Annotated in this window: 13 protein-coding genes; 5 read left to right on the plus strand and 8 right to left on the minus strand. The window is 62.8% G+C overall.

What is annotated here, in order from left to right:
• Window positions 1-164: 164 nt before the first annotated feature.
• Together queA and JNK74_17910 are read left to right on the plus strand one after the other, a co-directional pair.
• Window positions 165-1,187 (plus strand): tRNA preQ1(34) S-adenosylmethionine ribosyltransferase-isomerase QueA, encoded by a 1,023-nt coding sequence (gene queA, locus JNK74_17905; protein ID MBL7648061.1) that lies wholly within the window; start codon window positions 165-167, stop codon window positions 1,185-1,187.
• 70 nt (window positions 1,188-1,257) lie between these two features.
• Window positions 1,258-2,838, plus strand: coding sequence for a putative DNA binding domain-containing protein (locus JNK74_17910; protein ID MBL7648062.1), 1,581 nt, complete (start codon window positions 1,258-1,260; stop codon window positions 2,836-2,838).
• Window positions 2,839-2,872: 34 nt separating this feature from the next.
• On the opposite strand, the gene JNK74_17915 is transcribed toward JNK74_17910, so the two are convergent.
• The 6 genes from JNK74_17915 to JNK74_17940 all read right to left on the minus strand — a co-directional run bounded on the left by JNK74_17915 (window position 2,873) and on the right by JNK74_17940 (window position 12,466).
• The gene (locus JNK74_17915) at window positions 2,873-3,964 is read right to left on the minus strand and encodes a nitronate monooxygenase (protein ID MBL7648063.1); all 1,092 of its coding nucleotides are present in this window, start codon (window positions 3,962-3,964) and stop codon (window positions 2,873-2,875) included.
• A 171-nt stretch (window positions 3,965-4,135) separates the two neighbouring features.
• Window positions 4,136-5,527 (minus strand): Gfo/Idh/MocA family oxidoreductase, encoded by a 1,392-nt coding sequence (locus JNK74_17920; GenBank protein ID MBL7648064.1) that lies wholly within the window; start codon window positions 5,525-5,527, stop codon window positions 4,136-4,138.
• Window positions 5,528-5,664: 137 nt separating this feature from the next.
• Window positions 5,665-7,692: a transglycosylase SLT domain-containing protein gene (locus JNK74_17925; GenBank protein MBL7648065.1), complete on the minus strand. Its 2,028-nt coding sequence runs from the start codon at window positions 7,690-7,692 to the stop codon at window positions 5,665-5,667.
• Between the two features lie 40 nt (window positions 7,693-7,732).
• Window positions 7,733-9,016: a sulfatase-like hydrolase/transferase gene (locus JNK74_17930; GenBank protein MBL7648066.1), complete on the minus strand. Its 1,284-nt coding sequence runs from the start codon at window positions 9,014-9,016 to the stop codon at window positions 7,733-7,735.
• Between the two features lie 112 nt (window positions 9,017-9,128).
• Window positions 9,129-10,118: a Gfo/Idh/MocA family oxidoreductase gene (locus JNK74_17935; protein ID MBL7648067.1), complete on the minus strand. Its 990-nt coding sequence runs from the start codon at window positions 10,116-10,118 to the stop codon at window positions 9,129-9,131.
• 2 nt (window positions 10,119-10,120) lie between these two features.
• A complete protein-coding gene (locus JNK74_17940; GenBank protein ID MBL7648068.1) occupies window positions 10,121-12,466 on the minus strand; it encodes a YfhO family protein in 2,346 nt (781 codons plus the stop codon).
• Window positions 12,467-12,699: 233 nt separating this feature from the next.
• Between JNK74_17940 and JNK74_17945 the strand changes: the two genes are divergently transcribed.
• The 3 genes from JNK74_17945 (at window position 12,700) to JNK74_17955 (ending at window position 18,072) form a co-directional block, all read left to right on the plus strand.
• Entirely contained in the window at window positions 12,700-13,641 is a 942-nt protein-coding gene (locus JNK74_17945) for a glycosyltransferase (protein ID MBL7648069.1), read from the plus strand.
• 115 nt (window positions 13,642-13,756) lie between these two features.
• Window positions 13,757-14,914, plus strand: a complete 1,158-nt coding sequence (locus JNK74_17950; protein MBL7648070.1) for a metallophosphoesterase — start codon at window positions 13,757-13,759, stop codon at window positions 14,912-14,914.
• Window positions 14,911-18,072 carry an AAA family ATPase gene (locus JNK74_17955; GenBank protein ID MBL7648071.1) on the plus strand — a complete coding sequence of 1,054 codons (3,162 nt, stop codon included), beginning with the start codon at window positions 14,911-14,913 and terminating at the stop codon, window positions 18,070-18,072. Before JNK74_17950 ends, JNK74_17955 begins: the two co-directional genes overlap by 4 nt.
• Window positions 18,073-18,325: 253 nt before the next feature.
• Here the strand turns inward: JNK74_17955 and mnmE are convergent, their stop codons facing one another.
• Both mnmE and JNK74_17965 read right to left on the minus strand, forming a co-directional pair.
• Entirely contained in the window at window positions 18,326-19,702 is a 1,377-nt protein-coding gene (gene mnmE / locus JNK74_17960) for a tRNA uridine-5-carboxymethylaminomethyl(34) synthesis GTPase MnmE (protein MBL7648072.1), read from the minus strand.
• Window positions 19,695-21,071, minus strand: a complete 1,377-nt coding sequence (locus JNK74_17965; GenBank protein ID MBL7648073.1) for a Jag N-terminal domain-containing protein — start codon at window positions 21,069-21,071, stop codon at window positions 19,695-19,697. Before JNK74_17965 ends, mnmE begins: the two co-directional genes overlap by 8 nt.
• Window positions 21,072-21,113 lie beyond the last annotated feature (42 nt).

Below are 21,113 nucleotides of genomic sequence, written 5' to 3' on the forward strand. Positions count from 1 at the left end.
CCTACATTCGGCAAGCCATGACCACAGTGACAAACAGGGAAACGAGACCCTGTTGCACTTAGTTTATGAATCCAAGCGGTTTCGCGTCAGCGCCTCAAACTGGCAGCCCGCGCGGATTCTGTGCGATCATAGGACTTCCCCGAAGCCCCAATCCGTGAGTCCCCATGAATACAAGCGATCTTGATTACCACCTTCCCGACCATCTCATTGCCCAACAGCCCTGCCCCCAGCGGGACCAGTCCCGCATGCTGGTCGTTGACCGCGCCGCAGGTACGATTCGCGAAGACGTTTTCTCCAACCAGCCTAATTACCTGAATCCCGGCGACTGCCTCGTGCTCAACGACACGCGCGTCATTCGCGCGCGGCTGAAGGGGCAGAAAGTCACGGGCGGGCAGGTGGAAATCTTCCTGCTCCACGAGGAATATCCTGGGACCTGGACCGCGCTGGTGCGTCCTTCCGCCAAGGTGAAGCCGGGCACCCCGGTGCATCTGGCCGGCGGCGTCATCGCTACGGCGGGCGAGATCCTCCCCGAGGGACGGCGCCTGGTGCACTTTGAGGCGCCGAATGTGATTGAGGTACTGGAGCAAATCGGCGAGCTGCCCCTCCCTCCCTACATTCACCGGGAAACCCAGGCGGACAGCGACCTGCGGCGATACCAGACGGTATATGCCCGCCATCACGGCGCCGTGGCCGCCCCCACGGCGGGACTTCACTTCACACCGGAAGTTTTCGACGCGCTCGCGGCAAAAGGCGTGAACAAAACCCACGTGACGCTTCACGTAGGTTATGGAACCTTTAAGCCCATCACCGCAGACAAGCTTGAAGACCACTATGTGGACCCGGAAGAGTTCCATGTGTCGGAAGACGCAGCCGCCACCCTGAACGCCACCCGCGCCGCGGGCGGCCGGATCGTCGCCGTGGGCACCACCGCCACCCGGACCCTCGAAACCCAGTACCGAGATGGCCGGTTCCATCCGGGCGAAGGCAACACCAGCAAGTACATCTATCCGCCCTACACATATGGCGGCGTGGATGTTCTGCAGACGAACTTTCACCTGCCCAAATCAAGCCTCCTCGCCCTCGTCTTCGCCTTTGCGGGACGGGAACTCGTTATGGACGCGTACCAGCACGCCATTCGGGAGGAGTTTCGGTTCTATTCGTATGGGGATGTGATGCTGATCATTTGATGGAAGTTTACTGATGGGGTCGAGAACGATACAATACCCATAGTTCGATTGTTGAAAATGAGAGATTATCATGATGTCCACCCCTGACGGCCAGATGTATTTTGATGATTTACCTGCGCGAAGCTATTCGGCTGTCCTGACTGCGGAGGAGATCTTTAGCTTTGCGGATGCCGCATTCATGGCTGGAGTTCATGAAAGTAGCCTGATAGAGAAGAAGTCGAGCCGTATTCAACCCAAGCAATTGGCCGAGTACCTTTCAATGTGGGCAAACACGACGGGGGGCGGGCTTATTGCAATTGGAATCTCGGACGATGGCACTCTGGAAGGCTTTGTCAGGCAGTCACCAAACCACGTGAACCGACTTGAACAGGCAAGAGCGGACTTGTGTCCCGATGCGCACTTCAAGTCAAAGCGACTTCCCTTCACGCATCCTTCAGGCGAACAAGATTTTGTTCTGCTTTTCTACGTTCAGTTTCACGAAACCAAAGCGGTTGCGACGGCACAAGGTGAGTATTTTGTGCGTATCGGGGATCAACGAAGGAAGTTGAAAGACGATCTCGAAATCCGCGAGCTGCGAGATTCGAAAGGTGAGGTTCGGGCAGAGTCTGAACTTGTGAGCCTAGATTTTCCCGAGGATTTCAATGGTCGGGCCATAAGTCAGTTTGTCGAAACAGTTCGGGCGCGAGACGAGCTTAGTGCGGAGTTGCGACCTGAGGAGATATTGAGTCGTCATTCACTCGGCAAAATTCGCGTCGGAAAATTTCTTCCCAATTTAGCGTGCGCACTACTTTTTGCATCCGTACCACGGGAAGTCGCGCCTGGTTGTCGTATCCGATTTCTTCGCTTTGATGGCGAAGAAGAGGGATCAGGTGAAAAGTGGAACGCGGTAAAAGATCTTTATGTTGATGGAAGCATTCCGGAGCAGATCATTGGAATTGCCCAGATCCTCAAGTCACAACTTCGAACGTTTTCGAGACTTGGACCCGGAGGTAAGTTTTTTACTGCGGAAGAATATCCCGAAACGGCATGGTACGAGGCGATTGTTAACGCTTGCGTTCACCGAACCTACAGCAATGGTTTGCGCAACGCGACCGTGTTCGTAAAGATGTTCGATGACCGTCTCGAAATATTGAGCCCAGGTTCCTTCATGCCTTTTGTCTCACCGAGCAATATCTACACTGTGCTAAGTGTTCCACGAAATCCAAATCTTATGAACGCGTTGCGATACTTGGATCTCGTCAAAATGGCTCGTGAGGGCACGCGGCGAATGAAGGCAACCATGGGCGAAATGGGTTTGCCCGTCCCGGAATTTAGAGCGAGACCAGATGTAGGCACCCATGTCACTGTCATACTCAGAAATAAAATCAAGCAACGAAAGGCTTGGGTCGACTCCGACATTGCTAGTGTCGTGGGGGCGTCGCTGGCGCGATTGCTCAGCGACCAAGAACGGCGCTGCCTGAATTTTGTTGCGGAAAACGGAAGTATTAGCGTAAGCGATGCGCAGCGACTGACTTCGCAATCCTGGCCCGCATGCAAGAAGCTGCTTGATGGACTTGTAAGCAAAGGTGTATTGACACATACCCATCGCACCGACTTGGAGCGCGATCCTAAGGCCCGCTATACACTTTCCGATATCCAAGACGCCGACTAGACTGTACTGGCAGAAATCATTGGCGCGGACTTTTCTACTTGTTTCCCAACGCTCCAATCCGCTCTTCCACCTCATCGACCACGCGCTGAATCAGCGCCGCCGCGTGCCGGTCACGCACCAGCCTTGCGGACTGGCCCGCCCAGAGGGGCGTGAAATCTTCGCGCCCCTGGGCTTCGCCCGCTTCGCGGAGCACCCGGTTCAACTGGCCCTGGAGTGGATAAGGCATGGGCCGTTCGTGCCGCTGTGCATAGGCCTCCGATACGCGATTGGCAAGCCCCCGGCCCAGACGCCCTGAATACGCCCGGGTCAACACGGTATGCCAAGCCGTCTGGCTGTGGAGGGTGTCCCGATGGTGGGTAGTGGCGTTGGATTCTTCGCAGGCCAGGAAGGCGGTGCCAATTTGTGCCCCCGATGCTCCCAGGGCGAGGACCGCTGCCACACCACGCCCGTCGGCAATGCCGCCCGCCGCAATTACGGGGGCACGGACAGAATCCACCACCTGCGGCACGAGGGCCAGGGTGCCCATGAGGGACGACTCCGCCGGGCGCAGAAACGATACCCGGTGTCCGCCCGCCTCGAAGCCCGTGGCCACGACAACATCCACCCCGGCTTCATCCAGCGCAACGGCCTCCTCCACCGTGGTCGCGGTACCAGCGGTGACAATGCCCCGCTGTCGGCAGCGCTCGAGTATGCTTTGATTGGGAACGCCGAACACGAAACTGAAGACCGGTGGGGCGGCTTCGAGCAGCGCCTCGGCCTGGGCGTCAAAATCGTGGGGGGCGGCGGGTGTCAGCAAGGACGGTGCGACGCCGAGTTCCTCGAAGAGCGACGCCAGTGGAGAGAGCGCCTCCTGAAAGCGCGCTTCCACGGAAGTTGCGTCGGCCAAACTGTCGACCGTCGACACCCAGAAATTGATGGCAAATGGGCCGTCCGTCAGGGCGCGGATCGACGCGCACAAGCCGCCCAGCTCGGAAGGCGCCAGGCCCATGGCCCCAAAGGAGCCGAGCCCGCCGGCATTCGTAACGGCGGCCACCAACTCCGCGGAGGAATGCCCCCCGCCAAAGGGTCCCTGCACGATGGGGTAGCGGAGGTTGAGCAGTTCAGTCAGGCGTGTTTTGTACCACATGGAGGATTCCTTGATCGGTGGGTTTGGGCCTCGCGTTGCAGGGACGGCAGGGACAGCAGGGAGAACTAAATGGTCCCCATACGACCCAAAAGACCCATAAGACCCCTGCCCATTACAAAAAGCCCCGGTGCGGCCGTCACCGCACCGGGGCTCGACAATTCATTCACCAAATCAGCAGGGCAGTTCCCAGCCCTTGCGATATTCCTTGCTCACGATTTCCTTCGGGTTATTCACGTTCGTAACTTCGCCCTTGATGTTGTCCCACTTCAGCTTCTGGCCGGACTTGACCACCAGGTTGCCGAAATTCACCATTTCGGTGAAGGGGCCGGAGTAGGAGAAGTTGGACGCGGGCTGGTAGCCGTTCTTGATGCCGTTGATCCAATTCAGATAGGGGTTCTGATCCGGGATGCGTTCCAGGAAGGGCTCCGGCTTGGTGTACTGCTCCATGGCGGAGGCGGGCATGAGGCGGGTACGGTCGCCGTATTCGCCCGTGGTGATAATGCCCTTCTCGCCGATGAGGAAGGAGCCGTTGGAATCGTTGTCGCCGAGCATTTCGCCTTCGGGGATACCTTCGGGGCGCTTCGGGCGGTTGTAAATTTCTTCGCCGGGCTTGTCGGGGTTGGGCCAGTGGCCGTCATACCAGTACACGTCCACCGCCTGCATGTCGCCGCGCGCGGGGAAGGAGTACTTGATGGTGCTCATGATCGGGAAGGTCTCGCTGTTGACACCTTTCTGCTCAATCACTTCCACGGTGAAATATTCGGCTTCCACCAGCTTCAGGGACATGTAGATGGGGTCCATGATGTGGCAGGCCATGTCGCCCAGGGCGCCGCCGCCGAAGTCCTGCCAGGCGCGCCAGTCGTGGGGCGCAAGACCCTTGTTGTAGGGGCGCCAGGGGGCCGCGCCGATCCAGCGATCCCAGTCGAGGTTTTCGGGGGTCTTCTGGGGGGGAAGGGGCTCGCCCATGCCCTGATTCGCCCACACGGGACGGTGTGTCCACACGTGGGCTTCCTTCACCTGGCCGATGGCGTCTTTCCAGATCATTTCGCAGAGTTCGCGTGCGCCGTCGCCGCAGTGTCCCTGGTTGCCCATCTGGGTGAAGACCTTCATCTCCTCCGCCGTGTTCTTCAGCAGGCGCGCCTCGGCCACGGTGTGGGTCAGCGGCTTCTGCACGTAAACGTGCTTGCCCATCTTCATGGCCATGTAGGCGGCGGGCGCATGAGTGTGGTCCGGAGTCGAAATCGTCAGCGCGTCGATCTCGGGCATCTGCTCCAGCATGTTCCGGTAGTCTTTGAACTTCTTCGCGTCGGTGAAGGTGCCGAAGGCCTTCGCGGCGCGATCCGCGTCCACGTCGCAAAGGGCGACAATGTTTTCTTCGCGGCAGGCATAGATATCGCCGCCGCCCTTGCCGCCCGCGCCAATAGCGGCGACGTTCAGCTTCTGATTGGGGGAAATCTTACCGGGCACGACCTGGGCCGTGTTGGGCTGGGCCGAGGCGATGGTCACCGCGGTCGTCGTGGTCGCCGCCAGAAAGGCGCGGCGGCTCAACTTGCTGTCTGACATTTCTCTCTCCTTGTAAAAATCATGAATGGAAGGAACCGCGGCCCGGCGCCAGGCACCGGGGACACTGGGGGACATTATAGGAGTTTCCGAAGCCCGTCGCGAGATCTTTTTTTCTCGTTCCCGTGGGGCCGTCTTGTTCAAGACGCCGGGGGGTACAGGGAGCGGTAGGCCGCGTAATTTCCGAGCACCTTCTGAACGTAGTCGCGGGTTTCATCGACGGGAATGGCCTCTACGAAAGCGTCCAGATCCAGATTCCGGAACTTCGCCCGCCATTTGTCCCGATTGCCCGGTCCCCCGTTGTACGACGCGGCGGCATCGATAAGATTGCCGTTGCTCCGCTCCACCATGCGGTGCAGGTACCAGGCGCCCAATCGAAGCGAATTTACGGGGGACTCCAGATTGGCAACGTGGACGGGCTCGATATTGGGGTCCACATCGGCCATCCATTTCGCGGTGGCCGGCATGATCTGCATGACGCCACTCGCCCCGGATCGCGAGGTGAGATTCGGTCGGAAGGTGCTCTCCTGGCGGGCGATGGAAAGAATGAAGTAGGGATCCAGACCCGTTTCCCGAGCCATATCCTGTACCTCTTCCCAGTAGGCCCGGGGGTACTCCAGCCGAAGCCGCGCCAGGCTGCGCCGTCCCTGTTCGTCCACCCCCCAGCCTTCGTGAGTGGCAAATTGCAGCGCGGTGTGGGCCAGGCCGGCCTCCGCGATGGCGCGGAGGCGGATTTCCCGATCAGGTCGCTGGTTCAGCCCCTGTAACATGGGCACCACCTCCCATTCACTCTCTTCGAGGCCGTGGCGCGCGAAGAAAGAGAGGCGCTGATACGCGGGATCGGCGATAACCGATTCCGGCAGGGGGGGTAATTCCTCCAGCAAATTGCCAAAGGGCAGGAGCACGGGATTCGTGCCGTCCACCCTGAGATTGACGTCGGGCGCTCCCGTAGGCACCTTGGCCTCCTTCAGGCGCTCCAGCGCCCGATGGGCGTAGTAGTAGCCCAGACCATTGTCGGAGGCCGCCGTGTAATAGAGGCGGGTGAGCGCGCTATCCGACGCCGTAGCCGGGTGGGTGGCACATTTGTAGTAGGCCTGGGAGCGGAATCGGCTGTCTGGATACTCCCGGCCAAGCCGCACAAAGTACTCCAGCCCCCGGGCGGCATTACCCTGGTTCAGGTAGAGCTGCCCGAGTTGATAGAGCGCGTCGTCGGCGCGAAAGTGATTCTTACATTTCGATGGAAGCAGCTCATAAACCCGCGCGGCGTCGGCGAGCCGGCCCTCCTTTTCCAGGACGCCGCCGAGATACCAGACGGTCTCTCCCGCGTCGCGTGTTTCCGGGGCAATATCGACGAGGAAGCTGCAAAGGAACTCCGCGCCGACATAGTTCTTCTTCTGGGTGGCAATACGGGTTGCGTAGGCCGCGACGAAATGCGCCGCCGGATCGGCCGACTGCTCCCGCAGCAAGGCCAGGACGCTGGAATCGTTGCCGGGATCGGGATCATAAAGCTGGGCCGCCAGCACCGAAACCGGCATCGCACCGCCGGCTCCGGGCAGAGAAACGGGCGCCAGGGGAAGCTTCTCTTTCAAATCCGTGTAGGCACTCGCACGGAGCAGGCCGAGGAGAGCCAGGGTCTGATCCTGAGGCGTCGGTGACTTGATCAGGAGCCGGGAAGCATCCAGGCGCTGCTTGATGTAGTTCGTGTTCTCGATGGTATCTCGGAGAAAGTCAAGGCGCGGGTCCGACACCTCGGGTCGGGTCAGGGCCGCCTCGCTGAATTGCCAAAGGTAACTTTCCATCCACCAGGGCGTCGGCGCGATCTGCTCGAATCCGCTGAGCTGGGCGATCACGCCGGCATGATCCTGGCGCTCGGCGGAGAGTTTCGCCATATGCCCGCGGGCCATGGAACGCCAGGGTCCCTCCGGGCCGTCGATGACCTTTCGGTAGGCGGCTTCGGCGCCCGCACCGTTTTTCTGCCGGGCGAGGCACATGCCGATCCGAACGGTCGCCCAGGGCCCAAGGGACGGATCGCCCTCCGATGCCTGAAAGGCCTTGAGCGCCTTCCCATAGTCCGCCGCGCGGTATGCCTCATAGCCTTGAAGGTAGGAGACTTCACCCGGCAGGGACGCCAGCATGCACAGGCTGCCCAGAAGAAAGGACGAAATCATAGGTACTGCTACTCCTGCCCCCGCCGGGGCGTTTGCTGCCTTAACGTTGTGGATCGGCGGCACTGGAACCGAGCGACGCCAGCAGCATCTTGCGAATGGCCGACGACTGCCGCTCTCCCAGGAGATTGTGCCGTTCCAGCGGATCCGCCTGCAAATCAAAGAGACGCTCTCTTCGGCCTGTCCCCTCCACCAGCCACTTGTAGCGGGCGGAGCGGAGGCCGCAGCTATCTTCCCCGCACAACACGAGGGTCCGGCGGTGGGGAAGTCCCTCCTCCCGCAGATGGGAAGCAAGACTGCGTCCCCCTTCGATCGGGGCACTTTCGACATCGAGCACTTCGAGCAACGTGGGAACCAGGTCACCCGTTGACACGAGGGCGGAATCGGTACCGCCGCGCCGCTGATTGGGCACCCCGCCGATCACGAGGGGCACCCGGACCAGGGGCTCGTAGAGCGGTGCGGGCGCCGTATGCAGGAGACCGCGATAGCCCAGGCAGGCGCCGCGTCCGGCCGTAACGGCGAACACATTGTTGGTGCGTCCGCGGGACGTGAGCGTGGCGAGGAGCCTTCCGACTTGACGATCGACGTGGCTGATGCCGCCGTACCAGGCGGTGAGAACGCGCCGGAAATCGGCTTCGCTGCGCCCCGCGCCGTCACGGGGATCGGCAATCTCCAGATCGGGTTCCAGGGGATCCAGCAGCGTGCCCTCGGGAATTTTGAGTCGCGAAGGGCGGTACATGTGCTTCCAGGGCACCGGCGGATCCAGGGGCCATCGCGGTCGGGGGAGGCTCACCCACAGAAAGAAGGGTTCCGCAATGGTTCGAGCCAGCCGCACGGCTTCGTTTCCGGTCCAGGTGGTCGGGTGGTACGCCTCCCGCAGCAGGAGCGCAGCGGAGGCGTCTTCGTCGTCCGGCTGGGCCTGGCCTTCCGTGCTCAGCCAGTCCTGGTAGGCGTCGGCCAGTCCCGGGCTCCCTATGGCCTCGACGAGATCGAAGCTCCCGGTCAGGCGCTCGCCCGGCAGGTCCAGCGCGCCGACGGCCGCCGTGGTGTAGCCGGAAGCGCGCAGGAAATCCGGCATTAAGAGGGGCTCAATCGCCGGGCCCGGCGCGGGTCCGTCGGGATCGAAGGCGTTCGGCACCGAGCCCGTGAGGAATGCATGGGCCCCGGAGGGTGTGTGGGGAAAGGAAGAAAAGGCCTGGGTAAATTGAATGCCGTGGGACGCGAGGGCATCTATGTTTGGCGTGCGGACATCCGGGTTGCCCGAACACCCAAGGCTATCCCAGCGGAGACCGTCCGCGGTGATCACGATGATATTGGGCTGATTCATGCCGTACTGCTGCCTTCTGCTACCGCCGGGTCCACGACTGCCGGGCCGCGGGCGGGCGCGTCCATGTGCTCCATAGAGTATACCGGCGCGCGGGGAACCGGCAAGAACGTGGTCAGTTTTCGACCAGGCGCACCGCGCCACCGCTCTCCATGGCCGTCCAGATGGCTTCGGTCACGCGAATCGTTTCCAGCCCGCACTCGGGTGGTGATTCGGTCGTGGCCTCGCCCAGAATGCAGGCGATAAAGTTGCTGTCTGGATTCTCCGCGTAGTCGGGCAGCGTGTAGGAAACCGGCAAACCCTGGGCGTCCTGCTGGACGAGGGCGCCGTCCTGTCGCAAATAGAACGCCCCCTTCGAGCCGATAATGGTGTGATCCTCATGCCAGGCGGGCGCATTGCCGATGATGGAGATATTCCCGAGGGCGCCGTTTTCAAAGTTGAGCGTGATGGCGCTGTTTACGTCCACTTCGCGACCAAAATTCTCGCCCCGCGCCGACACCGCCGCCACCCGAAGGCCCGTAACCCACAAAATAATGTCGATCACGTGGCTGCCCGAGTCATTCAACTGCCCGCCGCAGGAAAGTGCGCGGACTTGCCGCCAGGTGCCTTCGGTGAGACGAAGCCACTCCTGCGCCTGGATGGACTGTACAAATTGAATTTCCCCGAGCTGGCCCTCGGCAATGGCCGATCGCATGTAGCGAAAGACGGGATCATAGTGCCGCTGGTACGAAAGGGAGAGCACTTTCCCGGTTTCCCGGGCGAGGTCGATCAGGGACCGGGCCTCGTGGCGGTCGCACACGAAGGGCTTTTCGGTGAGCACGTGGAGGCCGCGCCTCAGGCTCACGGAGATTTGCTCGCCGTGATACGCGTGGGGACTCAACACCAGTACCGCGTCGAGATCCACCGCCGCCAGCATCTGCTCATAGGTGGAGTAGGTGGCGATGGTTTCGCTGCCGGGACAGCGCGCGCGAAAGCGCGCCAGCGAGTCGGCCGATGGGTCCGCCAGGGCCGCAATCTCCGCGCGGCCCGTGGCCATCAGCCGCTGATAGTGTCCGGGCGCGATGCCGCCGGCTCCGATGAATCCGACTCGAATCTTTCGGGTCATGGTCACGATTCCTTGTTCCCCGAAAAATCCGCGGGGGTAATGATGGGGGCGGCGCCCCCGCCGTGTTGCGTAAAATGCCCGTAAAGCTGCCGGCTTGCCGTAAAGACGGCCCAGCCCAGGCACCCGATCAGCGCGAGGCCCGATGTGAGCAGGCCCAGCGTGACACTCAATGGCGCATAGGTGAAGGTTACATTGTGTTTGCCCGCGGGCAGATACACGCCGCGGAACATGCCGTTCACTTTCAGAATCGGTTCACGCGCCCCGTTGACGTAGGCGTGCCAGCCGGGCGCGAAGGTATCGGCCAGCACCAGAATTCCCGGTCGTGTGGTGTCGGCCGTGATCTCGACCTCTTCGGCGGACTCGCGCGCCACCGCGCAGCGGGCCTCCGCAACCAAGGTCGCACCGTCCTCCGAATGGCCCGGTGGCAAAGCGGGCAGAAGGGCCTCATACTCTCCGCCCGATGCCGTGACCACGCAGGTGGAGCGCGCCGGGAAGTCTGGAGCAACGAGTCTTTCGATGGCGCCGTCCAGATCGGCGGCAGCCTCCCACTGGGGCACCCAGCGCACCCGCGCATGGGCTGATTCGTTCTTCCAGAGGCTGAGCCGCCCGAGGGTCCGCAGGAAGCGCAGCCGCAGCCGCTCGCGGGTTTCTTCTTTGTCCATCCAGGGGAGATTGCGTTCACCCGCCACCACCCGCACGCCCATGTAGTTGAGAAGCAGGGGGTAGAAGGGGCCATCCGCGTCGGGCTCCGCGCTCAGTGCCGAAACGCCCATATAGGGCGTCAGCCGCGACCACCATCGCGCCTGATCGCGCGTCAGGGGCCAATAGGCCCCGCCCGCGTTTTCCACCGGGTGGAGAAAGCCTATATTCGCGGGCAGCACCGACTCGCGTGAAGCGGGCAGGGTGAGAATACGTTCGCCCAGGGCCTGGGCCTCCGCCTCGCGCACGGCGGGCAGGCACGCGTCGAGCCAGTGGGCGTCCCCCGCATAGGGATGCTGGTAAACGTTGGTGCTGGCTTCGCGCAGATCCACAAAGAGCAGGAAAGCCAGGCACGCGCCGCACATCACCCCGATCCAGCGCACACGGAGAACGAAGAAGGGCAGCAGTACAAGTACCGCCGGGGCGATGCGCCCGCGGGTGTCCGCCGTGCCGACGACCAGCAGGACCGCCGCGAAAATCATGGCCAGCAGGACCGAGCCCCAGATCAGGGGCGAACGCGGATCACGGCCCGCCAGCAGGAGCCGATCGGCGCCAAACCCCGTGAGCAGGGCCACGGCGAAGGTGCCGGGATAGACCAGCACCTTCCAGGGGTCGGTCGCGGGGGAGGCATCGGAGCCCCACACGGCGATCCCTATCCAGAAGACGGCGCTGGCGATAAAATACAGCACTTCAAATCGCCGCTGCCGATAGAGCAGTGCGGCGGGGATCAGGATAAGCGGAATCGCACCGGAATAGAGCATCCCCGGAAGCACGGCGGTGCGGGGCAGTAGCAGCGCGGCGGGAATCTCGCTCAGGTGCGCTGGAAGGTGACCGGACCATCCACCGGGCCAGAGCCCCTCGGCGGGATGCTCCAGGGTCAGCACCCAGGCCATAAAGGGAAGCCACTGGACCGCAGACAGCGCCAGACCGATGGCGGACATCATGGCAAAGCCCCTGAGGGTGTCCCCGATCTGGATCCCGGTGAAACGACGCCGGACCCAGGCGCGCGTGATGCCGTAGAGCAGCGCGCTCAGCGCGAGGATGGCGCCGAAAAGTGGCTCGCCGGCGAGGAGCAGAAGGGCGATCACCACGCCCCCCGGCAGAACCAGAATGCGCCGGTATTTCTCACTGAACTGGTACGCGATGCCGTACAACACGGGGGGCCAGATAAGCACACCGAGCATCTCGGGACTCGACATGACGGAGACGCTGGCCCCGCCGAAGGCATAGACCATGCCGCCGATGGCGGCGGGAATCCAGGCCGTGCCGAGGGTCCGGAGGAGCAGGGCGGTGAAGAGGGCCATGAGGAAGAGTCCGGCGAAGGCGTGAAGCGCGAGGCCCGTCACCGCCGGGGTAACCAGAAACACGAGGTTCAAGGGTTGCAGCATGCCGTGCACGGGATTGGCGAAGAATGGGACACCGCAGAATTGCCGGGGCGACCAAAGGGGCCATTCTCCATCCCGAAGGCGGCTGCTGGCGTAGGAAAGGGTCGGCAGAATGCGACCGTAGACCTCCCCGTTCTCAAAAGCACCGGAGGCCGCGCCCGGCGGGGCCTCCACATGGGTCCAGAACAGCGGTGCGAGCAAAGAGAAGATCGCCGCCAGCAGGAAAAGGGGGAGCATGCCGAATCGTCGAGACGTCAGTTCCACCTTGACCGTTTCCGTTCTTTGACCATCATCGTGCGGCTCCATTGCCCCGGAGCCGGTGGCCGCCCGTGCGAACCAGTGAACGCCTCCGGTTCCGCATAGTACCACTCCCCCGGAATTGCTTTCCATTTCACGGCTTGCGCCGACCCGCCCACCTTGGGTAAGCTCTGCGAGACGCAGCGCGAGCCGCGCACTCGGAACTTCTACCGCAACTCGGGAAAACGGTGGTTGCAACCATGGACGTCTCCATAATCATCCCGACCCGCGATCGCGCCGCCTGGCTGCCCACCTGCCTGGCCCATCTCGAACAGCAGACCTTTCCAGCGGCGCGCTTCGAAATTATCGTCGTGGATGACGGCAGCGCGGACGACACCTCCTCGGTGCTCCAGCGCTACGCGCAGGGTGCGCCGGTGCGTATCCGCCCCATCCGAACGGAGCGCGTGGGCTTCGCGGCCGCCCGTAACAAGGGTGTGACCCTGGCCACGGGAACGATGCTCCTCTTTTTCGCCGAGGACGAACTCGCCAGCCCCCGGATTGTGGAGAACCACTGGCGGGCGCACGGTGGCGATCAGGTGGAGGTTTGTCTGGCCGGTGAAATTCACGTCCACCCCCAATTGTCTCCGGATAGTTTCACGCGACTTTCCATCGACGATTCGCCGGATGATGACGAGTACGCGGAGCAGGTTTCCTACTTCGACGCGCAATCGTCGAATTTCAGCATCGGCAGAACAATCTTCGAACGGATCGGGGGCTTCGACGAAGTGGAAGGACTCTCTCCGCTGGAGCACATTGTCCTCGCTCACCGGCTGGGCAAAGAAGGGGTGGAAATCCGCCGGCTCGCCGACGCGCGCTCTTATGTGTGGCAGCCTGCCTCCCTGCCTGCGGAGCGGGTCCGCTACTACGATATGGGCTACGCCATGTTCGAAGTACTCCGCATGTCGCGATCCGCCGCCATCGTGGAACGCCACCAACTGAATCGCGGCCCCATCGAACGCACGCTCAGCGCCTTTCTTGTGCCCTACTACCTCCGGGCGTTCGAGCGAAACAACCGGGAGAATCACGCTTTCGCGAGCGCCCTGCGGCGGCGCATCCTGCACCATGACCGGGCGGTCGGCTTCAATGACGCCGCGCACGGGCGGCCCCGACACGCGCCCGCGCCCGCGCCGCCCGCCCGCTGAGGGCCGGGGTGTTGAACCCTTTTCCGCCCGCACTTGGATCCTGCGTCGGAATTTGCCACACTAGGGACGAAAATCCACGGGACTTTGCCAACCGATCGGGTACCACGCCACGCCAATGAAGTTCATCCATACCGCCGATATCCATCTCGACCAGTCCTGTGCCGCCATGGAATTGCCGCCCACGCTCGGCAATGAATACCGGGCACATCTCCACGCGGTGCTCCAGAAAATACTGAATCGCGCCCGGGACGTCCGAGCCGACGCCATCTTCATTACGGGAGATCTCTTTGAACACGAGCGCGTCACCCGCAATACCATCAACACGCTGCGCGACGCCTTCGGCGCTCTGGCGCCCACCCCGGTCTTTCTCTGCGCCGGACGACACGACCCCGCCGTTGCGGGTTCTCCCTATCTGACCGAGGCTTGGACGGCCAACGTCCATGTGTTCTCGGAACCCGTCTGGCGCAGTGTCGCGCTGCCGGATCGGGATTTCACCGTGCACGGCTTCGGGCTGACGGACGGCGCCCCGATGGACCGCCTGCCGGGCGATCTGGAAATTCCCCGGGACGGCCGCACCCACGTCGCCATCGGTTATGGCCTGGAGCAAAACGTGCTCCACGGCGGACGGGAAGGCACGGCGGCTTTTGAAACGATGCCCGCGCTGCCCGACGGCCTGGCCTATCTGGGTCTGGGCGGACTCCATGGGCGAACCGAGATCACGAACCCCACAGGAACGGCGATCTGGTATCCCGGCGCACCGGAAAGTTGCCACCCGGGAGAGTCCGGCAGCCACGCCTGCCTGGAGATTGACATTGAAGCGGGCTCGAACGCCACCGTCACCCCCTATAACCTTTCATCGGGGCGATTCCAGGCGCTGACGCTGGACTGCAGCGCCTTCACGAGCGGCCAGGAATTGCTGGACGGGATTCGCGCTCTGCTCCTGCCCTTGCGGGACTGTCCCCTGATTCGCGTGACGCTGGAAGGCGCCCTGCTCCGGCAGATCTATGACGAACTGGAAGGGATCCGGGATATTCTTGCTGAGGAGGTCCATTATCTGCAGTGGCGCGAAGCCTGCCAGGTCGGCGATGACTACGCGGCGATTGCGAAGGAGCGCACGAGCCTTGGGGCCTTTGTGCAGCGTATCAGCGAAGAAATCGGCGACGCGCCGAGCCATGCGCTGCGGCTACAGCGCCAGCGCAGCCGGGATCTTGGTGTATGCGCTTATCGCGCCACACCGCTGCCCATCAAAGGCCTGACGGGAGATTATCGTTGAGAATTCGATCGATCCATATGGCGGGCTACGGCCGTTTCAGCGACGAAGTCATCGAATTCGTGCCCGGACTCCAGATCATCATCGGCCCCAACGAAAAGGGGAAGTCCACCATCCGCGCCTTTCTGGCCGATATGCTCTACGGGCAAAAGCGAAACGAGGCCCAGCGGATCTACGACGACGCGAACGCCCTCCGCGCGCCCTGGAACGGAGACGGGTCCTATGGCGGCTCACTGACCTATGAATTGGACGGCGGCGAGGTCTATGAAGTCGTGCGCAACTTCGACAAGGACCGCGAGTCGATCCAGGTCTTCGACCGGTTGAAGAATAAGGACGTGACGGATTCCTTTACCCGGTTTCGCAATCGCGAACTCGACTTTGCCCGCCGCCATCTGGGCCTGGGCAAGGATGTTTTCCTCAGCACGGCCACCATTACCCATACCAGCCTCACCGACCTCGGCGACAGCGAAGCCCTGGACCAGATCCGGGAAACTATCCTGGCGCTGGCGGACTCCGGCGGCGGCGCGGGCACGGTGGAGGGCGCGCTGGACGCCCTGGCCCGGCGCATTTCGGCGATCGGGCGCCCCGACGCCCGGAACAAGCCCCTGCCCGCCGCGCGCCAGCAACTCGCGGCGCTGGAAAAGGAGTATCAAGTCGCCCGCGAACAGCAGGAAACCCTGCGCGCCCTGGCCATCGCCCGAAAGAAGGTTCTGGATGAGGGCGCGGCCCTCCAGCGGGACAAGGCGGATGCGGAAGCCGCTCTCGCGGCCCACGAGCACCAGGGTGATCTCGAGCGCTTGCGCGATGTCGAGCGGCTTCAGGAACAGATTACCGCGATCTCCGTCAAGTGTGAGGCGCTCGGCGCGCTGCGGGGGTTCCCCCTCGATTTGGATAGCCAGGTTCAGGCCGCCCAGGCGGGTGTCGCCGCCGCGCAACGCCAGTTGGAAAAGTCGCAGGCGCAGCACGAGGCCCTGAAGCAGAAACTGGCCGTCGAACTGGAAGCCGGCAGTGGACGCCCCCTTCAGTCCAACGAATTCCCGCCCGCACTCGAGCAGCAGATCAATCAGACCCAGGCCACCCTTCATCAATTGACGCAGCGCATCGACGAAGCCCGTACCCTGGTCAACGCCGCAAAAGACCGCATGGACGAGGTCCAGCAGCAATTGACCGAGATGCCCGACTTCAGCCGCCTCTCGGCGGACCCGGTGGAGTGGCTCACCCAACTGGCCAGCTCTTTCGCGGCCGCGCTCCGCGCCCGCGATGAAGAGTGCGCGCTGCGGGCTTCCCTGCGCAAGGAGGTGGCCTCGTTGCGGGCGCTCAACGCGCCCTACGACCCCCTCTTTGAGCCTTGCGCCGATTTCTCGGAGTTGGCCCGGGAATACCAGGTGCAGGTGCGCCTCCACGAAAGTCAGCGAAGCCAGCACGCCAGCGATCTTCACTCGCTTCAAGGCACCTACGAAGAAGTGAAGGGCGAACTCCGCGCATTTCTGCCGTTGGGCATCGTCAGCCTGCTGATCGCCTGCGCCATAGGCGGCTATTATTTCCTGTCGGACAACCGGGAAACGGGTATCGGAGCCCTGGTCACCCTCGCCGTCGGCCTCATTTTCCTCACCATGCACCTCTCCCAGCAGGGCCACCTCAAGCGCCTCGCCCGCAATATCGGCATCGCCGAACAGGAACTGGCCAATATCGCCGCCGTGGAGCGGGACAAGAGCCTGGATCGCATCGACGACATGCTGCGCGAATCGGGGCTGCAGAGCGTGCGCGAACTGGAGGCCCTCTACGACCAGTACAAATCCACGCAGATGGAACTACGGATCCGGAGCACGGCACTCGCGGGGCAGGAAGAGAAGGCCGCCGAGGCCGAGGAGCGGGTACCCCAGTTGCTCAGCCGTTTCCAGGACACGTTTGCCAAGGCCGGCGAGACGATTGAAAGCGAGAACGACGTGCAGGAAGCCGCCGGACGGGCCATCGCCCGTTACCAGGCCTATCGCGAGGCCAAACGGCGCGCGACGTCGAACCGCTCCGTGCTGGAGCGACACGAGGCCGAATTGAAGCGCCTTGAACTGCTCGCCGCCCAGACGAGCGACGACCTGGCCCTTCTGGAGCTGGAAGCCCGGGAGTTCGTCCGCGACTATGGGCTGCCGGGCCTTGACGAATACGCCGAGGTCAAAGACCTCATCAACGCCTTCCGGGAAAACATCGCGGACAGCCGGGAGCTGCAGGGCCGGCATGACATGCTGAGCGAGAACCTTCGCAATCTGGAACGGCAGATGGACGAAGAACGAGCTGAGCGGGACGCCGCGGCGCAGAGCCTGGCCGCGCTGCTCGGCCGCGCGAACATAGACACTTTCGAGACGTGGAATCTCCGGGCGGCCGATGCCCGCGAATTCGAATCGCTGGAGCAGGAGCGGGAACATCTGGAGGACCGGCTGGCGGACAAGCTCGACCGACACACCCTCCTTTCCCTGCAGGAGCGGGTGGCGCGCTTCGGTGGCGGCGGCCCTTCCCCCGAAACACCCCCCGAGGTGTTGCGCGAACGGATCGCGCGCCTCAATGAAGGTATCGAACGCAAAATCCAGGAGGAGCACGCGCTCCACGTTGAACTCACCGAACAGAGCGTACGCACCCGCGCCCTCGGCGAGCTCGAAGAGGAGATCGCCCTGACGGAGTCCGGCATTCTCGCGATGGAAGCCGAGATCGAAGCCGCAAGCTACGCCATGGCCCTCATGGAGTCCGTCGCCGAAGACAAGCATGCGGAGATCGCGCCCAAGCTGGCGCGCATCGCCAGCGACTATCTTGCGGCGATCACCTGTGGCAACTACAGCGAACTCTTCCTCGCCCGCGACTTGAGCGTGGGTGTGCGGGTGCCGGCCACGGATCAGGTGAACGACGCGCCGGAAAAATCCCTGAGCAAGGGCACCGTGGATCAAATCTATCTCGCGCTGCGCCTCGCCTTCGTTCAGTGTGTGAGCGAGAACGGCGAGGGCATCCCCATGCTGTTGGATGACCCCTTTGCGAACTACGACGACGAACGTCTGGAATCGGCGATGACGCTGATCCATGGTCTGGTTGGCCAGAATCAGATCCTGCTTTTCACCTGTCGGGAAGACGTTGTTACGGTGGCGGAACGACTGAATGCGTCGGTTATTCGCCTGTAGTTTAAATGTCGGTTTGTGTTTATTTGTGATCTTTTGGCGCGTGTTTATCTCCAAAAAACGCAAATTATTGGCGGAATTTGGCGGGCGACGCGACGCGACGATTCCATCCAAACACAAAGATCACTTGCCGATTTCCGGAGGCTGTGGTAGAATTGGGTTGGTCAGCGCCACAAGTGGCGTTTCTCCTTCCGCGGAGGTCTGGTACGGTTCGTCGTGTCAGACCTCTTTTTTTGTCTCTTACCGAGACGAGTCGCTACTTCCCGATGCAAAACGATCCGAAGATCGCGGCCAGCACATCGTCCGGCGTGGTCTCTCCCGTGATCTCGCCGAGGGCTTGAAGCGCCTCCTGAAGTTCCAGCGCCAGAAACTCCGGCGACATCCCCTGTCCTCCGAGAAATCGCTCCACGCACGCCGCGGCACGGCGCAGACTGTCCTGCTGGTGGAGACGATTTACCAGCGCTTCGTCCGCCGCGATGTTGGCGCCCCCCAGGAGAATCCGGCCGAGCGTTTCTTCCAGGGTACTGAGCCCCGCGCCCGTGAGCGCCGACACAAACTGAGCGGCGGTGGCTTCACGCGCCCACTCGGGAATTCGCGGCTCGTCGACGAGGTCACACTTGTTCAGTGCGAGGACGACGGGGATCTCCAGGGCGATCAGTTCTTGGAACAGATCGCTATCTTCTTCCTTGCTCTCTCGCGAGGCATCCAGCACGAGCAACGCCACCTGAGCGGACTTCTGCACGTCCCGGGCAATCTGAACCCCCTGACGCTCAATCTCGTCGTCGGTGTGCCGCACGCCGGCGGTGTCGATGAGCTTGACCGGCACGCCGGCAAGGGTGATGTATTCTTCGAGGCGGTCGCGGGTAGTTCCTGCCTGGGCGGACACGATGGCCCGGGCGTCGCGCAAGAGGGCGTTGAAGAGGCTCGATTTGCCGACATTGGGGATGCCCGCGATGGCCAGGATGGCGCCGTCGCGGTAAACGCGGCCCGCCTCGCTCTTTCGCAATAGATCGAGCATCTGGCGATGGGCCTCGGCCGCCTGGGCCATGAGGGCCTCGTCGATAAGATCCGGGATATCGTCTTCCGGAAAGTCTACCACCGCTTCAACTCGGGCGAGCAACTCCAGCAGCACTTCGCGCATTTGAAAGAGGGTGCGGGACAGGACCCCGCTGGAGGCCGCGTTTGCCGCCTGCAGGTTGGCGCGGGTTCGGGCCTGAATCTGGTCGATGACGGCTTCAGCCTGAACCAAATCGATGCGCCCGTTCAGAAAGGCGCGCAGGGTAAACTCGCCGGGCCGGGCCAGCCGTGCGCCTTGATTCAGCGCGGCTTCCATGATGGCGTTGAGGGGCGCGGGGCCGCCGTGACCATTGATCTCCACCACGTCTTCGCGGGTGTAGGTGTGGGGGGCGCGCATGACGTGGCAGAGCACTTCATCAACAGTCGCGTCGTCGGCCCCGAGGATGTGCCCGTGAAAGACGGCGCGCGCGGCATCGTCCAGACTGCGGCCCCGGGACGATCGGAAGATGGCCGAAGCGATCGCGATGGCGTCGGGACCGCTTAAACGAACAATCCCCACCCCCCCTTCGCCCGGGGGGGTGGAGATGGCAACAATCGTATCACCGGTGTCAGTCACTCAGGGCGCCTACATCGATATCGCCACCCTCGCTCCGACCGGCGTACTCGCCGCCTCCGGAACGGCCACGGCCACCGCGACGGCGTCCGCCCCGGTTGCCCCGACTGGAACGGGGCGCGCGCTCGGGGCGCGTCGCATTCTTCGGACTGATGACCACGCTGCGGAAGAGGGACTCGCCCAGACTGAAGGTACGGATTTCCTCATCGCCCTGGAGGGTCAGGTGGATGATGCGCCGCTCCTGGGGGCTGAGCGGCTTCAGGCGCATGTTGCGCTGGGTCTCTTTCGCCCGGTTGGCCATGGTGCGGGCCAGTTCTTCCAGGGACTCGCGACGGCGGTCGACATAGCCTTCCACGTCGACAACGATGCGCTCGGTGTTTTCATTGGTGTCGCCCCGAGAGATCATGCGGTTGATCAGGTACTGCATGGCGCTCAAGTTGCGGCCCTTGCGACCAATCAGGATGGCGCTGTCTTCGGAGGACACGTTGATGCGGGCGCTTCCGTCTTCGGAGCGAACGAAGGCCGCCGTGCCGGCGATGCCCATGTGGGTAATGATGGCTTCGAGGAGCGACGCCGCTTCCACACCCTGCTCATCGGTGATGGGCGCGGTCGTGTCGATGCCGGAGCTTTCCTGCTGTTCGACAAATTCGTCCGAAGGCGCTTCGCCATCGGCCAACGCGGCTACGGGACGCTCTTTGCGTTCCGGACGTTCCTTACGCTCGGGGCGTTCTTTCCGTTCCTGACGCTCTTTGCGCTCCGGACGTTCGGCCCGCTCGCCACGGTTTTCTTTGCGTTCGGGACGATTGCGCTCACGATCACCGCGGGACTGCTGGTTATCCCCCTGCTTCTCGGCGCGCTCTCCCCGTCCGCGACCGCGTCCGCCACGCTCGCCGCGGGGCTGCTGGCCTTCGCGCTCTCCACCGGCCTGCTGGCCTTCCTGCGCTTTGGCACGGTTGCCGTCGCGATTACCGCGTTCGCCGGCCGGCCTGTCGCCGTGGCCGCCGCGGGCATTCTGATTGTCCCGACCGCCCTGGCCATCCCGGTTTTCGCCTCTCTCGCGGGCTTCGGTCTTTTCGCGATGCTGTCCACGATCACCGCGACCACGTTCGCTACGTTCCTGACGCTCACCCCGTTCCGGGCGATTTCCCTCGCGGCGGGGCCGCTCACTCGCGGCGGGGCGCTGGGGCTCGTCGGGCATATTTTCCACAATGAGCCGGACCTTTACCGGTCGCGCGCCAAACCCAAGAATCCCCTTGCTTCCCTCGTCGATAATTTCGATCTTATCGACTTCGTACATCTCGACACCCAACTGCTTCAGCGCGCTTTGAATGGCTTCTTCGCGTGTCTTCGCGCTGGCCTCCACTGCTTTCATGGCTCTCTATCTCCTTCGGGGCCTCCGCCCTCGTTACTCCGG

The sequence above is a fragment of the Candidatus Hydrogenedentota bacterium genome (genome assembly GCA_016791475.1).
Taxonomy (GTDB): Bacteria; Hydrogenedentota; Hydrogenedentia; order Hydrogenedentales; family JAEUWI01; genus JAEUWI01.